Raw genomic sequence first — 17918 nt, 5'->3', positions numbered from 1 at the left:
CTAACTTCCAGCCAATGTCGTCATCTATTCGTAAGTCCAACCATTCAGACGCATTGACCCGCCTGGCTCAAGCCATTGCGGTGGCCGTATCCGCAACTCTGGCGGGCTGCCAAACCACTCATTTCGCTGCACAATCCACCGTGCAACCCAAACCCGTACTCACAGCCAAGATCAAGCAAAAGCCCCTTTGGCTCTCAGAGAAGCCAAGCCCGCAGGTCCCCCAGGATGTCTGGGAGCGCATGCGCCAGGGGTTCCAACTGCAGGACGGTGTCGGCGTCAACCCGCGTATCGAGCAACAGCGCCTGTGGTTCGCCAGCAACCCGTCCTTCCTGGAGAATGCCGGCGAACGCGGCAGCCTCTATATTCACTACATCGTCGAACGCCTTGAAGAACGCAACATGCCCCTGGAGCTGGCGCTGCTGCCAGTGATTGAAAGTGCCTACAACCCAATGGCCTATTCACGCAGCGATGCGGTCGGCCTGTGGCAATTCATTCCCTCCACCGGGCGCTACTTCAACCTGCGCCAGACCCGTGCCTACGACGGCCGTCGCGACATCACCGCCTCCACCACCGCCGCCCTGGACTATCTGACACGTCTGCATGACATGTTCAACGGCGACTGGCTGCTGGCCCTGGCGGCCTATAACGCGGGTGAAGGTACGGTCAGCCGGGCCATCGAGCGCAACGAGAAGCTCGGCCTGCCCACCGACTACTGGAACCTGCCGCTGCCCCAGGAAACCAAGGACTACGTGCCCAAGTTCCTGGCGCTGTCCCAGGTGGTGCTGGCCCCCGAGGCCTACGGCGTCAACCTGAACCCGATTGCCAACACGCCGTACTTCGAAATGGTCGAAGTCAAGCAAAGCATGGACCTGTCCCGGGTCGCCGCGCTGGCCGAGATCGACGAAGACGAACTGTTCCAGCTCAACCCGGCCTTCAAGCAACGCACCACCCTGGACGGTCCCCAGCATTTGTTGGTGCCCACCTCCAAGGCGCAGTTACTGGCCAGTAGCCTGTCCTCGATGAACCCCGAGGAATTGTTGAGCCTGCGCCCGAAAAAGCCGGTGTTTGACGAAGTCGAACACAAGGCCGTGGCCGGGCGCTCGCGCAGCTACAAGGTCAAGAGCGGCGACAACCTGACGCTGATTGCCAAGGCCAACAAGGTCGATGTGCATGACCTGCAGCGCTGGAACAAGCTCAATGGCCAGGCCCTGAAGGTTGGCCAGACCCTGGTGATGCAGGACACCCGCAAACTGGTGGCCAAGGCTGGCGGCAAGAAACCGGTGCAATACAAGGTCAAGAAAGGTGACTCGCTGTACATGGTTGCCAAGCGCTTCAACGTCGAGATGCAACATCTCAAGCGTTGGAACCCTCGCACTGGCCAGGCCTTGAAGCCGGGGCAGATGCTGGTGGTTTCCGGGCCAAGATAAACCGAGTGCACGCAGGCCTGTATGGGAGCCAGCTCCCATACAGGCCCTGCGCACCGCTCAAGATCCCTCCGAGCCTGAAAATGGCCTTTTCAACAGTCTTTTTCCAAGTGGAACAAGCTGTTACTGTACCGATCATAAAGCCCAAGCCGCCCGGATCGGATCTCTGACTTGAAGCGTCCCCTCCTTCTACTAATAAGTCTGGCCTTGAGCTTTTGCGCGAATGCGACCATTACCGAGAACCACGGTTATGCGCAGTTCGGTACGCTCAAGTACCCGGCCAAATTCACCCACTTCGATTGGGTAAACCCCGCAGCGCCCAAGGGCGGCACCTTGCGGGTCATGGCATTTGGCACGTTTGACACCCTCAACCCCTATACCTTCAAGGGCTCCAGCCCGGTCTCCACCGCCAATTTCCTGCAATACGGCGTTAACGAGCTCAACGAGCCGCTGATGGTCGGCACCGGCCAGTACGCCCCATCCGGCGACGAGCCCACGTCCAGTTATGGCCTGATTGCCCAATCTGTGGAGTACAGCGAGGACCGCAGTTGGGTGGTGTTCAACCTGCGCCCGCAAGCGCGCTTCCATGACGGCAAGCCCATTACCGCCGACGACGTGGCGTTTTCCTACCGCACCTTGCTGACCGAAGGCCATCCGCAATACCGCACCAACCTGCAGGAAGTGGCCCGGGTGGATGTACTAAACCCCCATCGCATCCGCTTCGTGTTCAAGCGCGCCGGCAACCCGCTGCTGATCCTGCGCCTGGGCGAGTTGCCGGTGCTGCCTCAGCACTACTGGAAAAACCGCGACTTCAAGGCCACCACCTTCGAGCCGCCGCTGGGCAGCGGGCCCTATCGCATCAGCCAGGTGCAACCGGGCCGGCAATTGGTGTTCGAGCGGGTCAAGGACTATTGGGGCAAGGACCTGCCGGTCAATCGCGGGTTCTACAACTACGACAAGGTCGAGGTGGAGTTCTATCGCGACAGCGACGTGGCCTTCGAGGCATTCAAGGCCGGCGAATTCGACATTTATATCGAACACCAGGCCAAAAACTGGGCCAATGGCTACAACTTCCCGGCGGTGAACCGTGGCGAAGTCATCAAGGCGCAGATTGCCCACCAGATCCCGACCCAGAGCCAGGGCCTGTTCATGAACAGCCGGCGCGCCACTTTCAGCCAGGCCAAAGTGCGCGAAGCGCTGGGGCTGATGTTCGATTTCGAGTGGACCAACCGCACCCTGTTCAGCGGCGCCTATAAACGCACCCTGAGCTACTACCCCAACAGCGAATTCGCGGCCAGCGGCCTGCCGGTGGGTCATGAATGGCTGATGCTCTCGCCCTATCGCGACCAGCTACCGGCCAATCTGTTTACCCAGGCCTTCAGCCTGCCGCAGACCGACGGGCGCGGCATCCCCCGGGAAACCTTGCGCCGTGCCCTCGGCCTGCTGGCCGAAAGTGGCTGGAAACTCTCTGGCCAGCGCCTGCTCGACAGCAATGGCCAGCCGCTGCGTTTCGAAATCCTGCTGGTCAACCCGAACCTGGAGCGCATCCTGCAACCTTACGTCGAAAACCTGCGCAGCATCGGCATTGATGCCCGCCTGCGCACGGTGGACCGCGCGCAGTACAAGCAGCGCCTCGATCAGTTTGATTTCGACATGATCCTGATGACCCTCAACCAGACCTTGAGCCCTGGCCTTGAGCAGTGGCAGTACTTCCACTCCAGCCAGGCCGCGATCAAAGGCAGCAAGAACTACGCGGGCATCGCCAACCCGGTGGTCGACCACCTGCTGGAGCAACTGCTCGCCGCGCAGACCCGCGACCAACAAGTCGCCGCCGGCCGGGCCCTGGACCGGGTCCTGCTGTGGCAGCACTACAGTATTCCCAATTGGTATCTCAACTATCATCGCCTGGCGTACCGTAACCGGTTCGCCTTCGTCACCACGCCGCCCTACAGCCTGGGCCTGAGCGCGTGGTGGCTGAAAGCTTCGGAGAAACCCCAATGATGCCTTTGCGTACTGCGATTATCAGTGGCCTGTTGTTTTGCGCCCAGGCCGTTGCTGCCCCACAACATGCCTTGACCCTGTATGACGAGCCGCCCAAGTACCCGGCCAATTTCAAGCATGTCGACTACGTCAACCCGGATGCGCCCAAAGGCGGCACCTTTCGCGAAGCAGCCATGGGCAGCTTCGACAGCCTCAATCCGTTTATCAGCAAGGGCGTGCCCGCCGATAACATCACCCTGGTCTACGACACCCTGGCCCAGCAGGGCCTGGACGAACCCATCACTGAATATGGCCTGATCGCCGGCAAGATCGAAAAAGCCCCGGATAACAGCTGGGTACGCTTCTACCTGCGGCCCGAAGCGCGCTTCCACGATGGCCATCCGGTGCATGCCGAAGATGTGGTGTTCACCTTTGAGACCCTGATCACCCAGGGCAGCCCGATCTACCGCACCTACTACGCCGACGTCGCCGAAGTGATCGCCGAAGACCCGTTGCGCGTGCTGTTCAAGTTCAAGCACACCAGCAACCGCGAACTGCCGTTGATCCTCGGCCAATTGCCAGTGTTGCCCAAACACTGGTGGGCCGGGCGTGACTTTGCCAAGAGCAGCCTGGAGATCCCCCTGGGCAGCGGCCCGTACAAAGTGGCCGAGGTCAAGCCAGGGCGCTCGATCCGCTACGAGCGGGTCAAGGATTACTGGGGCAAGGACCTGCCCGTCAACAAGGGCCTGTACAACTTCGATTACCGCATCAGCGATTACTACCGCGACAGCACCGTGGCCCTGGAGGCGCTCAAGGCCGGGCAGTTCGATTACTGGCAGGAAATGACGGCCAAGAACTGGGCCAACGCCTACAACGTCCCGGCCGTGGCCGAGGGCCGGCTGATCAAGGAAGAACTGCCCAACGGCAACCCCACCGGGATGCAGGGTTTTGTGTTCAATATCCGCAAGCCGATGTTCCAGGACGTGCGGGTGCGCAAGGCGATCAGCCTGTTGATGGACTTCGAATGGACTAACAAGCAACTGTTCAACGGCGCCTATACCCGTACCCGCAGCTATTTCGAGAACTCGGACATGGCCGCCACCGGCCTACCCAGCCCTGCCGAACTGGCGATTCTCGAACCGCTGCGCGGCAGGATCCCTGACGAAGCCTTCACCCAGGCCTTCGCCCCGGCAAAAACCGATGCCAGCGGCATGATCCGCACCCAGCAGCGCGAAGCCTACCAACTGTTGCAAGAGGCCGGCTGGCGCATTGTTGACGACAAGATGGTCGACACCACCGGCAAGCCGGTGAGCATCGAGTTCATGCTGGCCCAGACCGACTTCGAGCGCATCCTGCTGCCGTTCAAGCGCAACCTGGCGGACCTGGGCATCGAACTGGTGATCCGCCGGGTCGATGTCTCGCAATACGTCAACCGCGTGCGCTCGCGGGACTTCGACATGATGGTCGGCAGCTTTCCGCAGTCCTCTTCACCGGGTAACGAGCAGCGTGAGTTCTGGCAATCGAGCAGTGCCGACAAGCCCGGCAGCCGCAACTACATCGGCCTCAAGGACCCGGCCATCGACGAATTGGTGGAACAATTGATCAATGCCGACTCGCGCAACAGCCTAGTGGCCCACGCCAAGGCCCTGGACCGGGTCTTGCAGTTTGGCTACTACGTGATCCCCAACTGGCATATCAAGACCTACCGCGTGGCCTATTGGAATCACCTTGGCCACCCTAAAGTCCCGCCCCGCTATGACGTGGGCATTGCCACTTGGTGGATCAAGCCCCATCAGGCCCCGGCCGTGACGCCGCAACCCCAGACCACGGCCGATCCGGCGAGCGGAGGCGACTGACATGCTGGCTTATATTTTTCGCAGGTTGCTGCTGATCATCCCCACGCTGTTCGGCATTTTGCTGATCAACTTTGTGATTATCCAGGCCGCCCCCGGCGGCCCGGTGGAACAAATGATCGCCAAGCTCGAAGGCTTTGAAGGCGCTACCAGCCGCATCGCCGGTGGCGGTGCCGAAGTCTCGGTGGCCGGCTCCAGCTACCGCGGGGCCCAGGGCCTGGACCCGACGCTGATCAAGGAAATCGAGAAGATGTACGGCTTCGACAAGTCGGCGCCGGAACGCTTGTGGATCATGGTCAAGAACTACGCCCAGCTGGACTTTGGCGACAGCTTCTTTCGCGACGCCAAGGTCATCGACCTGATCAAGGAAAAAATGCCGGTGTCCATCTCCCTCGGGTTATGGAGCACCCTGATCATGTACCTGGTCTCGATCCCCCTGGGGATCGCCAAGGCCACTCGCCATGGCAGCCACTTTGACGTGTGGACCAGTTCGGCAATCATCGTCGGCTATGCGATCCCGGCGTTCCTGTTTGCCATCCTGTTGATCGTGGTGTTTGCCGGCGGCAGTTATTTTGACTGGTTCCCGTTGCGGGGACTGACCTCCAACAACTTTGACGAACTGAGCTGGGGCGGCAAAATCCTCGACTACTTCTGGCACCTGGCGCTGCCGGTCACGGCCCTGGTCATCGGTAACTTCGCCACCATGACCCTGCTGACCAAAAACAGCTTTCTCGACGAGATCAACAAGCAGTACGTGATCACCGCCAAGGCCAAGGGCCTGACCAATCACCGGGTGCTCTACGGCCATGTGTTCCGCAACGCCATGCTGCTGGTGATCGCCGGGTTCCCTTCAGCGTTTATCGGCATCTTTTTTACCGGCTCGCTGCTAGTCGAAGTGATCTTCTCCCTCGACGGCCTGGGCCTGATGAGCTTTGAAGCGGCGATCAACCGCGATTACCCGGTGGTGTTCGGCACCCTGTTTATCTTCACCCTGCTGGGCCTGGTGGTGAAACTGATCGGTGATTTGACCTACACCCTGGTCGACCCGCGTATCGACTTCGAAAGCCGGGAGCATTGAGATGACGCTATCCCCCCTCAATCGCCGCCGCTTCGAGCGTTTCAAGGCCAATAAACGTGGCTGGTGGTCGCTGTGGCTGTTCCTGATCCTGTTTGGCCTGAGCCTGGGCGCCGAGTTGATCGCCAATGACAAGCCGTTGGCAGTGCATTACGACGGCGACTGGTACTTCCCGGCGCTCAAGCGCTACCCGGAAACCACCTTCGGCGGCGAATTCCCCCTGGAAGCCAACTACAAAAGCCCGTACATCCGCGAACTGCTCAAGGCCAAGGATGCCTGGACGCTCTGGGCACCGATCCCCTACAGCTACCAGAGCATCAACTACGACCTGAAAGTCCCGGCGCCGGCGCCGCCCTCGGCGGATAACCTGCTGGGCACCGACGACCAGGGCCGCGACGTGCTGGCGCGGGTGATCTATGGCTTTCGAGTGTCGGTGCTGTTTGCCCTGACCCTGACGGTGTTGAGCTCGATCATCGGTGTGGCGGCCGGGGCCCTGCAGGGTTTTTATGGCGGCTGGGTCGACCTGGCCGGCCAGCGGTTCCTGGAAATCTGGTCGGGGTTGCCGGTGCTGTACCTGCTGATCATCCTCGCCAGCTTTGTGCAGCCGAACTTCTGGTGGCTGCTGGGGATTATGTTGCTGTTTTCCTGGATGAGCCTGGTGGACGTGGTGCGCGCCGAGTTCCTGCGCGGCCGTAACCTGGAATACGTGCGCGCGGCCCGGGCCCTGGGCATGCAGAACGGCGCGATCATGTTCCGCCATATCCTGCCCAATGCCATGGTCTCGACCATGACCTTTATGCCCTTCATCCTCACCGGCGCGATTGGCACCCTCACCGCCCTGGACTTCCTGGGCTTCGGCCTGCCCGCCGGTTCGCCGTCCCTGGGCGAGTTGGTGGCCCAGGGCAAATCCAACCTGCAGGCGCCATGGCTGGGCATCAGTGCCTTTGCGGTGCTGGCGATCATGTTGAGTTTGCTGGTGTTTATCGGCGAGTCCGCTCGCGATGCCTTCGACCCGAGGAAATGAGATGAATCAGGACAATCTGATCGAAGTCCGCGACCTCAGTGTCGAGTTCGTCACCGGCGAGCAGCATCAGCGCGTGGTGGAAAATATCAGCTTCGATATCCGCCGCGGTGAAACCCTGGCCCTGGTCGGCGAAAGCGGCTCCGGCAAGTCGGTGACCGCCCACTCGATCCTGCGCCTGCTGCCCTACCCCCTGGCGCGGCATCCGTCCGGCACGATCAAGTATGCCGGGCAGGATCTGCTGACCCTGAAAGAAAAGCCCCTGCGCCAGATTCGCGGCAACCGCATTGCGATGATCTTCCAGGAGCCGATGACCTCGCTGAACCCGCTGCACTCCATCGAAAAGCAGATCAACGAAGTGCTGGGCCTGCACAAGGGCCTGACCGGCAAGGCCGCGACCCTGCGCACCCTGGAACTGCTGGACCTGGTGGGCATCCCCGAACCGCACAAGCGCCTCAAGGCCTTGCCCCATGAGTTGTCCGGCGGCCAGCGTCAGCGGGTGATGATCGCCATGGCCCTGGCCAACGAGCCGGAACTGCTGATCGCCGACGAGCCGACCACGGCCCTGGACGTGACCGTGCAGTTGAAGATCCTCGAACTGCTCAAGGAGTTGCAGGCGCGCCTGGGCATGGCGCTGTTGCTGATCAGCCATGACTTGAACCTGGTGCGGCGCATTGCCCACCGCGTGTGTGTGATGCAGCGCGGTTGCATTGTCGAGCAGGCGTCCTGCGAAGAACTGTTTCGCTCCCCGCAGCATCCGTACACCCAGGAACTGCTGGCCGCCGAGCCCAGTGGCGGTCCGGCGAGCAACGCGGTTGGCCCACCACTGCTGGAAGTCGACGACCTGAAAGTCTGGTTCCCGATCAAAAAAGGCTTCCTGCGCAATACCGTCGATTACGTCAAGGCGGTGGACGGCATCCACTTCAGCCTGCCCCAGGGCCAGACCCTGGGCATTGTCGGCGAAAGCGGCTCGGGCAAATCCACCCTGGGCCTGGCGATCCTGCGGTTGATCGGCAGCAAGGGCGGGATCCGTTTTGAGGGCCAGCAACTGGACCAACTCACCCAGCAACAGGTGCGGCCATTGCGCCGGGAAATGCAGGTGGTGTTCCAGGACCCGTTTGGCAGCCTGAGCCCGCGTATGTGCGTCAGCGAGATCGTTGGCGAAGGTTTGCGCATCCACAAGATCGGCACCGCGGCCGAGCAGGAAGCAGCGATTATCGCCGCACTCAAGGAGGTGGGGCTCGACCCGCAGACCCGCCACCGCTACCCCCACGAATTCTCCGGAGGTCAACGCCAGCGCATCGCCATTGCCCGCGCCCTGGTGCTCAAGCCACGCCTGATCCTGCTGGATGAGCCCACCTCGGCTCTCGACCGCACGGTGCAGCGCCAGGTGGTGGAACTGCTGCGCAACCTGCAGGCCAAGTACAACCTGACTTACCTGTTTATCAGCCATGACCTGGCGGTGGTCAAAGCCCTGAGCCATCAGTTGATGGTGGTCAAACAGGGGCAAGTGGTGGAACAGGGGGATGCCAAGACCATCTTCGCCGATCCCCAGCATGCCTATACCCGGCAGCTGCTGGAGGCCGCGTTTCTGGTGCCAACCTCACGTAGCTGATCTTGAGTTTAGGCCGGAGACGCCTTGTGGGAGCTGGCTTGCCAGCTCCCCCATTTGATTTGTGTAGCTCTGCAGGCAAAGCCTTTCGCAAAAGCAAACCAATATCATTTGCGCTGCTCGCAGGCCTTTGCTTTAATCGCGACCAATTCCTATTCACGTCGTGGCGCCAGCGCCGGTTGGATATTGTGTCGACTTCCCCCGCTTCATTCAGTCAGCTCTACGGCAGCCACCACTCCTGGCTGCTCGGCCTGTTGCGCCGGCGCCTGAGCAACCGCTGGGATGCCGCCGACCTGGCGCAAGACACCTTTATCCGCGTGCTCAAGCGCCCGCCTGACAAGGCTGACGCCGTGCGCGAACGCTCGTACCTGGCCACCATCGCCCGGGGCCTGTGCATCGACCATTGGCGCCGCCGCCAACTGGAGCAGGCCTGGCTGCAAAGCCTCGCCGACCGCCCACAGGCGGTGCAGCCATCGCCGGAGCAGCGGGTGATCATTGTCGAAACCCTGTACGAGGTCGATGCCATGCTCGCGCGCCTACCGCGCAAGGTCAGCGACGCCTTCCTGCTGGCGCAACTGCATGGCCTGACTTACAAGCAAATCGCCGTGCAGTTGGGGGTCTGTGAGCGCATGGTGAAAAAATACATGGCCCAGGCGCTGTTGCACTGCGCGGTGCTGGAAGCCGAACTCGACGGGCTGCTGGTGGAATGAACCCCAGCGGAAAACTTAGCCACGCCAGCCTGCAGCAGGCAGCCCAATGGTATGTGCGCCTACAGGACCCGCAAGGCGGCAGCCAGGCACAACAGCATTGGCAGACATGGCTGGGGCAGAACCCCGAGCATCAGGCTGCCTGGCGCTATGTCGAGCGCGTCAGCCAACGCTTCGCGCCCTTGACCGACGAACCCATCGGCGCCGGCCGCGCCCTGCGCAGCACGCGGCGGCAAACCCTCAAGACATTATTGGTACTGTGCGCCGGTTCGACCTTGGCCTGGGGCACCTGGCGCGGCACTGCCCTGCCCCGGGTGATCGGCGGCTGGAGCGCCGACTACGCCACGGCCAGCGGCGAGATCCGCGATGCATTGCTCGCCGACGGCACGCATATCTGGCTCAACGCCCTGAGCGCCATGGATGTACGCTTCGATGCGCAGCAGCGCCTGCTGCACCTGCGTTTTGGCGAAGTGTTGATCGACACCGCCAAGGACCTCCAGCGCCCGTTCCTGGTCGACACTGCGCACGGCCACCTGCGTGCCCTGGGTACGCGCTTCAGTGTGCTGCACGGCGAAGACAACACCACCCTGAATGTCTTCGACGGCCGGGTAGAAGTGCGCACCGCCGACGGCCAGCAGGTACGCATTATCGAGTCCGGGCAACAGGCGGTGTTCGGTCGGCACACGATCCGCAGCACAGTGCCCGCATCCGCCACCCGCGAGGCCTGGAGCCGCGGCGTGCTATTGGCCGACAACCTGCCCCTGGGCCAATTGATCGGTGAACTGAACCGCTACCGGCCCGGCCACCTCGGTTGTGATCCGGCCGTGGCCCATCTGCCAGTGATGGGCTCGTTCCCGCTCAAGGACAGCGAGCATGCGTTGCGGCTGCTGGAGGCGGCATTGCCGATCCAGGTGGACAGAGTGCTGCCGTGGTGGGTCAGCGTGGGGCCCAAAACACACGCTACCTAACGCCAACCGTCCGGGCTGTTGTGGCGAGCGGGCTTGCCCGCGTTGGGTCGCGTAGCGGCCCCAAAAGATGGGACTGCTGCGCAGTCCAACGCGGGCAAGCCCGCTCGCCACAACAGGCCTGGCTCAAGGCGAGCAGTTTTTTTGGCTCCACCTGTTCCCCTTTTCGACGTTCGTTCGGTTAACCCAGCAGACGCTTTCATATTCGCCGAATCCGTAGGGAACCTTCCATGTCGCAACCCGCTGCTTTCACGCTGCGCCCCCTGGCGCTGGCCATCACCGCGACCCTGCTCTGCCTGGGCCCGCTCAATGTGCAGGCGGTGGAAACGCCGTCGACCCAGGAAACCACGCGCAGCTACAACATTGGCGCCGGGTCGCTGGTCAGCGTGCTGAATCGCTTTGCCGAGCAGTCCGGGGTGTTTATCGCCGGCCACAACAGCCTGGCAGCCGGGAAGACCAGCCCTGGACTCAGTGGCAGCTACACCCCCGCAGCCGGCTTGCAGCGTTTGTTGCAAGGCAGCGGTTTGCAGGCCCAACCCCAGGGCAACAATGGCTATGTGCTGGAACTGGCGCCGCTCAATACCGGCGAGCTGGAGCTGGGTGCCACCACCATTTCCGGCGTGGCCCTGGGCGCCACCACCGAAGACAGTCATTCCTACACCACCGGCTCGATGGCCTCGGCCACCGGCCTGCCGCTGTCGATCCGCGAGACGCCGCAGTCGGTCACCGTGATCACCCGCCAGCAGATGGATGACCAGGGTTCCAACAACATCGCCGACACCCTGCGCCGCGCCCCTGGCGTCAGCGTGCAGAACTACGACAGCGAGCGCTGGGAGTTCTCCAGCCGTGGCCTGCCGATCACCAATTTCCAGTACGACGGCGTCAACTCCACCTATGACGGCGTGTATGACTACGGCACCACCAGCACCGATATGGCGGTGTACGACCATCTGGAAATCATCAAGGGCTCATCGGGCCTGATGAGCGGTTCGGGCGACCCGTCGGCCACGGTCAACCTGATCCGTAAAAAGCCCACCAAGGACTTCAAGGCCTCGGTTACCGGCACCGTGGGCTCCTGGGACAACTACCGCACCGAAGGCGATATCTCCGGGCCGCTGACCGAATCGGGCAATGTGCGCGGGCGTTTTGTCGGGGTTTATCAGGATCGCTCGTCGTACCTGGACCACTACCAGCACACCAAGGACATTGCCTACGGCATCCTCGAAGCCGACCTGACTCCCGACACCCTGCTGACCTTCGGTATCGACCAGCAGGACACCCGCTCCCGTGGCGCCAGCTGGACCGGTTTCCCGATGTATTTCAGCAATGGCAATCGCACGAATTTCTCGCGCTCGTTCAACCCGGCCGCCGACTGGAGCCGCCGCGACTTCCAGAACCAGACGATCTTCGCCTCGGTCCAGCAAAAGCTGGCCAACGACTGGTCGCTCAAAGTCAGCCTGGACCGCAAGCGCAGCCAGCACGACACCTTGCTCGCCTCCGCCAGTGGCGGCAACCCGGACCAGGTCACTGGTGAGGGCATGTACATGTTCATGGGCAAGTACAAGGGCGACCAGGTGCAAAACACCCTCGACGTCAACCTCAGCGGCCCATTCAGCCTGTTGGGTCGCGAGCACGAGTTGATCATGGGCTTTATGGCAACCCGCTCGAAACAGGACGTGCCGGTCTACGGTTCGATCTACCCGCCGGTGGGCGGCAGCATTTATGACTGGCGTGGTGAGTACGCCAAGCCGGATATCCCGCGCAGCGGCCAGAACGATATTGTGCAACGCCAAACCGGCGCCTACCTGGCGACCCGCCTCAAGCCTACCGATGACCTGTCGGTGATCCTGGGTACCCGCGTCAGCAATTTCAGCAACACCGACACCACCGACTTCTACGCTGCGACGAGCACCGACGCCCGCACCAGCTACAAGCAAACCGGTGTGGTGACGCCCTACGCCGGGGTGGTCTATGACCTCAACGACATCTGGTCGGTGTACAGCAGCTACACCAAGATCTACCGCCCGCAAAACAGCAAGGATGCCGACCGCAAATTGCTCGACGCGATTGAGGGCGACACTTACGAAGCCGGGCTCAAGGCAGCCTTTTTCGACGGCCGCCTGAACGCCAGCTTCGCCGCGTTCCGCATCGAACAGGACAATGTCGCGCAATACGTCTCGGGCTTTGAAAGCGACTCGATCTATCGCCCGATTGCCGGCGCCACCACCAAGGGCTTTGAGGTGGAACTGGCCGGCGAAGTGCTGGACGGCTGGAATGTCTCGGCCGGCTACACCTACCAGCACACCCGCGATGCCAACGACGATTACGTCTACAGCTCGGTGCTGCAAACCACCACGCCGCAACAAGTGGTGCGCCTGTTCAACACCTATCGCCTGCCGGGCGCGCTGGACAAGGTGACCCTCGGCGCCGGGGTCAACTGGCAGAGCGAGTTCTTCGGCAATGTGTTCCAGCCCAACCCGAATGACACGGTCAACTTTGGCCAATACGCGCGCATCACCCAGGACAGCTACTACCTGGTGGACCTGATGGCACGCTATCGCTTCAACGAGCACTTGAGCGCGACGTTGAACGTGAAAAATGCCCTGGATAAAAAGTACTACACCGGCCTGGGCAACTTCGGCACCGGGTTCTACGGCGAGCCGCGCAGCCTGCAACTGGCGACGCGCTGGGACTTCTAAGCCTGGGGGCGCCCCTGAGAAATGTGGGGGCTTGCCGGCTTCTACATAAGGTCGGCGGCGTATTTATGTGCAATCATCGTGGTCCTACAAGGTCCCCCGGAGATTGCACCATGGCGCTGCCCGACCTCGCCGCCCCACGCTTCTGGCGTGATGCCAGCCTGCCGTTTATCGAGGCGCGTACCATCGAGGATGGGCGCAAGGTCTGCTACACCCGGCATGCCCACGACCACTTCTCGATTGGCGCGATCACCGCCGGGCAAAGCCTGTATCTCCATGGCCCGGACACCTTCCACATCCGCGCCGGCACTGTGGTGCTGATGAACCCGGGCGATGTGCATGCCTGCAACCCCATCGACGACCAGCCCTGGTCGTATCACATGCTCTACATCGACACGCCCTGGCTGACCGATCTGCAACACCAGTTGGGGTTTGCCAGTGACTTGGGCTTTCGCCGCTTCGACGCGACCCATACCGACGACCCGCTGCTGTTTGCCGGCCTGTTGGAGCTGTACACCGTGCTGGTCGACGAGCACACCGAACACCTGCAGAAACACAGCGCCGTGGTGAGTTTTTTCACTGAGGTGCAACTGCGCCTGAACCCGGCTGCCGAGCCTGTACGCGAGGTCAATCACAAGCTGGAACACGCCGCCGAGTACATCCGCGCGCATTGCACCGAGGCGCTGAAGCTGGAAGCAATCTGCCAGGCAGCGCAGCTGTCACCGTCGTACCTGATTCGCGCGTTCAAGCAGGCTTACGGCATGACGCCCCACGCGTTCCTGATCAACCAGCGCGTCCAGTTCGCCCGCAACCAGTTGCGTAGCGGCCACCTGATTGCCGATGTGGCACTGGCCGCCGGTTTTGCCGACCAGGCACATCTGCAGCGCACGTTCAAACAACACCTGGCGGCCACGCCGGGGCAGTATCGCGGCTGACTCACGCCAGCAACAGGTACACCACGCTGATCACCAGCAACAGCGCCATGGCCCGATTGAACAGGCGCATGCCTCGGGCATTGCTCAGGTAACGACGAAAAAACGTGCCGACATACGCCCAGCACGCCACCGATAGATAGCAAATCACCAGGTACACCGCCGCCAGTTGCCAGACCCGCGCGGCCTCACCATCGGCCGCAAACAGGCCCATGCCCGCCACACACGCCAGCCAGGCCTTGGGGTTGAGCCATTGCATGACCGCGCCATAGAGCATCGACGGCGCAACAGCCGCGTCTTGCGCATCCAGCCGGCCGTCGTCCATCGCCAGCTTGTAGGCCATGTACAGCAGAAAGGCCACCCCGCCCCACTGGATGCCCTGGGTCAGGATCGGCCAGCGCACCAGCAGTTCGTGCAGGCCCAGGCCAATCAACACCAGCAGCAAGGTGAAGCCCAAGGCCGCGCCGGCCACGTGTTTCTGGCTGGCGGCAAAACCAAAGCGCGCGCCCGAGCCAAGGGCGACCACATTGACCGGGCCGGGGGTGATGGACGTCGCCAAGGCGAAGGCGGCCATGGACATGATCAAACTCATTGCACTTCCTTTTTTGTAATGACAGGTGGACAGGCCTGTACGCTACGTCCCTGTAGCCAGTGCGTATTGAAGAAAATGCCCCTGGAGGCGCTGGCTTCTACGCCTGGGTCAGCGCCGCCTTGAGCAGCCGCAGCTCCAGGTATTGCAGGAGCATGATGGTCTTGCCATCGACAATTTCGCCGCGGCCAACCATGGCGATGGCCTCGTCGAATCCCAACTCCAGCACCTGAATATCTTCGCCTTCGTGCTCCAGCCCGCCGCCCTCGCCCACGCGGTCGCCAGGTTGGTACTCACCGGTAAAGAAATGAATGCGCTCGGTCACCGAGCCCGGGCTCATGAAGGCCGAGTAGATTTTCTCCACGTGGCCTACGCGGTAGCCGGTTTCTTCCTCGACTTCCAGGCGAATACGTTCCTCGGGGCTGGCGTTGTCCAGCAAGCCAGCGGCGGTTTCGATCAGGTAGCCGTCATGACCATTGACGAAGGTCGGCATGCGGAACTGGCGGATCAGCAACACTGTGCGCTGCAAGGTGTTGTACAGCAGGATGGTTGCACCGTTGCCACGGTCGTACACCTCGCGGGTCTGGGCTTGCCAGCTGCCGTCCCGGCGACGCAGGTCGAAGCTGTATTTTTTCAGCAGGTACCAGTTGTCCGAGAGCAACTCTTCGGCGGTGATGCGTACGGGGCTGTTGTCCATGGGGAGCCTTTTGGTCGCAGGGTCGCGCAGCATGTCGGTGACGCCCTGCCAGCGTCAAGCTGTCCATAGGCCAGCATTGTTATGGGTTATCCAGCTACAATTGCGCCCTTTGTGCACAGGATCACCGCCCAGGCATGTGTCCGACGGGGTGATCTCGACAGTGCATCCTTCGGGGTCAAGGACATGATGCTGCACATACCGACGCTCCTGATAGTTGCCGTCTTCGTTTTTTGCCTGATGGGCTTGCTCACCGTGCATGCCTGGCATCGCGTACGTGAGCCCACCCTGGGCTATCTTGGCGTGATGCTGTTGCTGGCCTCCCTCGGCACGGCATTGATGGTCGTGCGCGGGGTGGGCGTGGACTTCGTCGCGCTGGTGATAGGCAATGTGGTGCTCCTGATGAGCGCGGCAATGAACTGGACCGCCATGCGCCTGTTTGTCCAGGGCAAGCCACACCTGCCGGGCATCCTCGCCGGGCCGGCGCTGTGGCTGGTGATGTGCCTGGTCCCGCAGTTCTATGGCTCGATGTCCAGCCGGGTGACCCTGTATTCCCTGATAGCCTCGAGCTACGGCGTGCTGTCGGCCCTGGAGTTGTGGCGCCACCGTCAACACCTGGAAGTGGCCTATCTGCCAGCCGTGGTGCTGATGCTGTTGCATACGACCTTTTACTGCGTGCGCGGCGTGCTCGATCCCGGCATGCCGTACAAGGACCCGAACGCATTGATGAACGACGGCGTACAGCTTTTTTCGTTCATGCTGTTCGAATCCATGCTGTATGCCATCGGCATCGCCTACGTCACCCTGGCGATGGTCAAGGAGCGCGCCGAACTCAACTTCAAGGCGGCCGCCTTCACCGACGTGCTGACCGGTATCGGCAACCGCCGGGCGTTCATGCTCCATGGCGAACAACTGCTGGCCGACAGCATGCAGCGCGGGCAGCCGGTGACATTGCTGTTGTGTGACCTCGACTACTTCAAGCGCCTGAATGACAGTTTTGGCCATCCCATGGGCGACCAGGCGTTGATCGCCTTCAGCCAACTGACCGCGTCGATCTTGCGCAAGCACGATCTGTTTGCGCGTATTGGTGGCGAAGAGTTTGCCTGCCTGCTGGCCAATACCGATGAACGAGGCGCCGTGCAGGTAGCGGAACGCATTCGCCAGCGGTTCGCCGAGCTGGACCTGCTGGCACCGGGGTTCCTCAGTGTGAGCATCGGGGTGGTGACCACCACGCCGGCCTGCCACGATCTGTCGCGCCTGCTGTCCCAGGCCGACCAGGCGCTGTATCGCGCCAAGGATCAGGGGCGCAATCGCGTGCAGACCGCCTGTAACACTTTGCAAGCAATCGCCCCCTGACGATGGTCTGAATATTCCCCTCACTGGCCAGGCATCTGGTAAAAATCCGGCTTCGCTCCTGTCCTGGAACCTCCATGCCCTCACGTTTTCTCTCGCGCCTGCGTTTGCGCTGGTTGCCCCTGCTGTGCATGGTATTGCTGATCATCGGCCTGCCCGTGGGCTGCAATGTGCTTCAACACAAGGAGCGCGAGCTGGTGTTTCGCATCGAGCCCGGCACCGCCAGTTGGTACCGCGGCCTGCCGCAAGGCTTACAGGAGTTCGAACTCAAGCCGGCCAGCTTCAAGTCCGGGCAGAGCCTGCATGGCTGGTGGTGGCCGGCGGCGAAAAAAGACGCGCCGGCGATCCTGTACCTGCACGGCGTGCGCTGGAACCTCACTGGCCAGCTGTTTCGCATCGAGCAACTGCACGCCCAGGGCTACTCGGTGCTGGCCATCGACTATCGCGGGTTTGGCCAGAGCCAGGGCGACTTGCCGTCAGAGACCAGCGTCTATGAAGATGCGCGGATTGCCTGGGAGCACTTCCAGGTGCTGCAACCTGATCCAGGCAAGCGCCTCATCTATGGCCATTCCCTGGGCGGCGCCGTCGCCATCGACCTGGCGGCCGAGTTGGGCCAGCAGGCCGCCGATAAACAGCTGCCGCCGCCGGTGCGCGGGCTGGTGATCGAGTCCACCTTTACCTCCCTGGCCGACGTGGCGGCGGCCGTGGCCAATACCTCGCTGCCGGTGCGCTGGTTGCTGTCGCAGAAGTTTGATTCCATCGACAAGATCGCCGAGATCCATATGCCCTTGCTGGTGGTGCATGGCCTTGACGACCGCTATGTGCCGCCGCGCTTCAGCCAGCAACTGTTTGATGCGGCCCTGGAGCCCAAGCACCTGCTGTTGGTGCCGGGGGCCAGTCATAACAACAGCCTGAGCCTGGGTGGTCGCAGCTATCGCCAGGCGCTCCAGGGTTTGCTGTAGAACAGCGGATCCGGCACCGATTTCAGCGACGCGTGTCAAGCGCAAGCCGCACGCC

The 17918-nt window shown here is 62.0% G+C and carries 14 protein-coding genes; 12 read left to right on the top strand and 2 right to left on the bottom strand.

All coding sequences use genetic code 11. From position 1 onward, the window contains the following. Positions 1 to 14: 14 nt before the first annotated feature. The 10 genes from HBR93_RS16090 to HBR93_RS16045 all read left to right on the top strand — a co-directional run bounded on the left by HBR93_RS16090 (position 15) and on the right by HBR93_RS16045 (position 14268). The gene (locus tag HBR93_RS16090) at positions 15 to 1427 is read left to right on the top strand and encodes a lytic transglycosylase domain-containing protein (RefSeq protein WP_115128317.1); all 1413 of its coding nucleotides are present in this window, start codon (positions 15 to 17) and stop codon (positions 1425 to 1427) included. Positions 1428 to 1595: 168 nt separating this feature from the next. Continuing rightward, positions 1596 to 3425 (top strand): extracellular solute-binding protein, encoded by a 1830-nt coding sequence (locus HBR93_RS16085; RefSeq protein ID WP_169960684.1) that lies wholly within the window; start codon positions 1596 to 1598, stop codon positions 3423 to 3425. Then, positions 3422 to 5260: an extracellular solute-binding protein gene (locus HBR93_RS16080; protein WP_057436805.1), complete on the top strand. Its 1839-nt coding sequence runs from the start codon at positions 3422 to 3424 to the stop codon at positions 5258 to 5260. The genes HBR93_RS16085 and HBR93_RS16080 overlap by 4 nt, the downstream gene beginning before the upstream one ends. Position 5261: 1 nt before the next feature. Continuing rightward, complete coding sequence (locus HBR93_RS16075) at positions 5262 to 6335, top strand: microcin C ABC transporter permease YejB (RefSeq protein ID WP_057436807.1); 1074 nt, start codon at positions 5262 to 5264, stop codon at positions 6333 to 6335. Position 6336: 1 nt separating this feature from the next. Then, positions 6337 to 7356, top strand: a complete 1020-nt coding sequence (locus tag HBR93_RS16070) for an ABC transporter permease (RefSeq protein WP_057436809.1) — start codon at positions 6337 to 6339, stop codon at positions 7354 to 7356. Between the two features lies 1 nt (position 7357). Then, entirely contained in the window at positions 7358 to 8968 is a 1611-nt protein-coding gene (locus HBR93_RS16065) for an ABC transporter ATP-binding protein (protein WP_169960683.1), read from the top strand. Positions 8969 to 9144: 176 nt separating this feature from the next. Then, the gene (locus tag HBR93_RS16060) at positions 9145 to 9675 is read left to right on the top strand and encodes a sigma-70 family RNA polymerase sigma factor (RefSeq protein ID WP_169960682.1); all 531 of its coding nucleotides are present in this window, start codon (positions 9145 to 9147) and stop codon (positions 9673 to 9675) included. Further along, positions 9672 to 10640 carry a FecR domain-containing protein gene (locus tag HBR93_RS16055; protein WP_057436813.1) on the top strand — a complete coding sequence of 323 codons (969 nt, stop codon included), beginning with the start codon at positions 9672 to 9674 and terminating at the stop codon, positions 10638 to 10640. The genes HBR93_RS16060 and HBR93_RS16055 overlap by 4 nt, the downstream gene beginning before the upstream one ends. Positions 10641 to 10867: 227 nt before the next feature. Continuing rightward, on the top strand, positions 10868 to 13336 hold the full coding sequence (locus HBR93_RS16050) for a TonB-dependent siderophore receptor (protein ID WP_169960681.1): 2469 nt from the start codon (positions 10868 to 10870) through the stop codon (positions 13334 to 13336). Positions 13337 to 13446: 110 nt separating this feature from the next. Further along, complete coding sequence (locus HBR93_RS16045) at positions 13447 to 14268, top strand: AraC family transcriptional regulator (protein WP_057436815.1); 822 nt, start codon at positions 13447 to 13449, stop codon at positions 14266 to 14268. 1 nt (position 14269) lies between these two features. Here the strand turns inward: HBR93_RS16045 and HBR93_RS16040 are convergent, their stop codons facing one another. Together HBR93_RS16040 and HBR93_RS16035 are read right to left on the bottom strand one after the other, a co-directional pair. Further along, positions 14270 to 14857, bottom strand: coding sequence for a LysE family translocator (locus HBR93_RS16040; RefSeq protein ID WP_057445062.1), 588 nt, complete (start codon positions 14855 to 14857; stop codon positions 14270 to 14272). Between the two features lie 97 nt (positions 14858 to 14954). Further along, the gene (locus tag HBR93_RS16035) at positions 14955 to 15551 is read right to left on the bottom strand and encodes an NUDIX domain-containing protein (protein WP_169960680.1); all 597 of its coding nucleotides are present in this window, start codon (positions 15549 to 15551) and stop codon (positions 14955 to 14957) included. A 183-nt stretch (positions 15552 to 15734) separates the two neighbouring features. Here HBR93_RS16035 and HBR93_RS16030 point away from each other — a divergent pair, with 183 nt between their 5' ends. Together HBR93_RS16030 and HBR93_RS16025 are read left to right on the top strand one after the other, a co-directional pair. After that, on the top strand, positions 15735 to 16904 hold the full coding sequence (locus HBR93_RS16030; protein WP_169960679.1) for a GGDEF domain-containing protein: 1170 nt from the start codon (positions 15735 to 15737) through the stop codon (positions 16902 to 16904). A gap of 74 nt (positions 16905 to 16978) precedes the next feature. Then, a complete protein-coding gene (locus HBR93_RS16025; RefSeq protein ID WP_169960678.1) occupies positions 16979 to 17863 on the top strand; it encodes an alpha/beta fold hydrolase in 885 nt (294 codons plus the stop codon). Positions 17864 to 17918 lie beyond the last annotated feature (55 nt).

This window comes from Pseudomonas sp. WS 5411, from assembly GCF_012985595.1.
Taxonomy (GTDB): domain Bacteria; phylum Pseudomonadota; class Gammaproteobacteria; order Pseudomonadales; family Pseudomonadaceae; genus Aquipseudomonas; species Aquipseudomonas shahriarae.
The sequence above is the reverse complement of the archived record's forward strand: the minus strand, read 5'-3'. Positions and strand labels throughout refer to the sequence as shown.

What these genes read in the sequence shown, in the direction of transcription:
- HBR93_RS16065 (WP_169960683.1), top strand. Translation starts at nt 7,358, where the DNA reads ATGAATCAGGACAATCTGATCGAAGTCCGCGACCTCAGTGTCGAGTTC.
- HBR93_RS16055 (WP_057436813.1), top strand. Translation starts at nt 9,672, where the DNA reads ATGAACCCCAGCGGAAAACTTAGCCACGCCAGCCTGCAGCAGGCAGCC.
- HBR93_RS16040 (WP_057445062.1), bottom strand. Translation starts at nt 14,857, where the DNA reads ATGAGTTTGATCATGTCCATGGCCGCCTTCGCCTTGGCGACGTCCATC.
- HBR93_RS16075 (WP_057436807.1), top strand. Translation starts at nt 5,262, where the DNA reads ATGCTGGCTTATATTTTTCGCAGGTTGCTGCTGATCATCCCCACGCTG.
- HBR93_RS16035 (WP_169960680.1), bottom strand. Translation starts at nt 15,551, where the DNA reads ATGGACAACAGCCCCGTACGCATCACCGCCGAAGAGTTGCTCTCGGAC.
- HBR93_RS16080 (WP_057436805.1), top strand. Translation starts at nt 3,422, where the DNA reads ATGATGCCTTTGCGTACTGCGATTATCAGTGGCCTGTTGTTTTGCGCC.
- HBR93_RS16045 (WP_057436815.1), top strand. Translation starts at nt 13,447, where the DNA reads ATGGCGCTGCCCGACCTCGCCGCCCCACGCTTCTGGCGTGATGCCAGC.
- HBR93_RS16090 (WP_115128317.1), top strand. Translation starts at nt 15, where the DNA reads ATGTCGTCATCTATTCGTAAGTCCAACCATTCAGACGCATTGACCCGC.
- HBR93_RS16050 (WP_169960681.1), top strand. Translation starts at nt 10,868, where the DNA reads ATGTCGCAACCCGCTGCTTTCACGCTGCGCCCCCTGGCGCTGGCCATC.
- HBR93_RS16070 (WP_057436809.1), top strand. Translation starts at nt 6,337, where the DNA reads ATGACGCTATCCCCCCTCAATCGCCGCCGCTTCGAGCGTTTCAAGGCC.
- HBR93_RS16030 (WP_169960679.1), top strand. Translation starts at nt 15,735, where the DNA reads ATGATGCTGCACATACCGACGCTCCTGATAGTTGCCGTCTTCGTTTTT.
- HBR93_RS16025 (WP_169960678.1), top strand. Translation starts at nt 16,979, where the DNA reads ATGCCCTCACGTTTTCTCTCGCGCCTGCGTTTGCGCTGGTTGCCCCTG.